Annotated in this window: 1 protein-coding gene; it reads right to left on the reverse strand. The window is 67.4% G+C overall.

Annotated elements, in window-relative coordinates:
• Nucleotides 1-460, reverse strand: a 460-nt coding sequence (tnpC, locus tag GH659_RS14745) for an IS66 family transposase (protein ID WP_153112192.1), incomplete at both ends; no start/stop codon positions are given.

The raw sequence follows: 460 nt of genomic DNA on the forward strand, positions 1-460 counted from the left end.
GTCGGCGTGAATCTTGGCGCCGGACAGGACATGGCGGTTCAGCGCCGCCACCAATGGCCGTAGCAGCGCACTGCACTGGCCGACCCAGCCGGCCAGCGTCGAACGTTCCAGTTCCACGCCCTCGCGGGCATAGATGTCGCTCTGCCGATAGAGCGGCAGATGATCGCCGTACTTCGCGACCAGCACATGCGCCAGCAAGCCGGGGCCGGCCGCGCCCTTGGCGATCGGCCGATTCGGGGCGGCTGCCTGGACGATGCGGTCGCAGGCCGCACACGCGAGCTTCGGGCGAACATGGTGGATCACCCGGAAACTCGCCGGGACATACTCCAGCACTTCAGCGACATCCTCGCCGAGTTTCTTCAGGGGTCCGCCGCAGTCCGGGCAACTGCATTCAGCGGGGAGGTGCTCCACGGTATCCCGCGGCAGATGCTCGGGCAGGGGTTTGCGTCTTGGCCGGGAT

Source organism: Propionivibrio limicola, from assembly GCF_009469695.1.
Lineage (GTDB): Bacteria > Pseudomonadota > Gammaproteobacteria > Burkholderiales > Rhodocyclaceae > Propionivibrio > Propionivibrio limicola.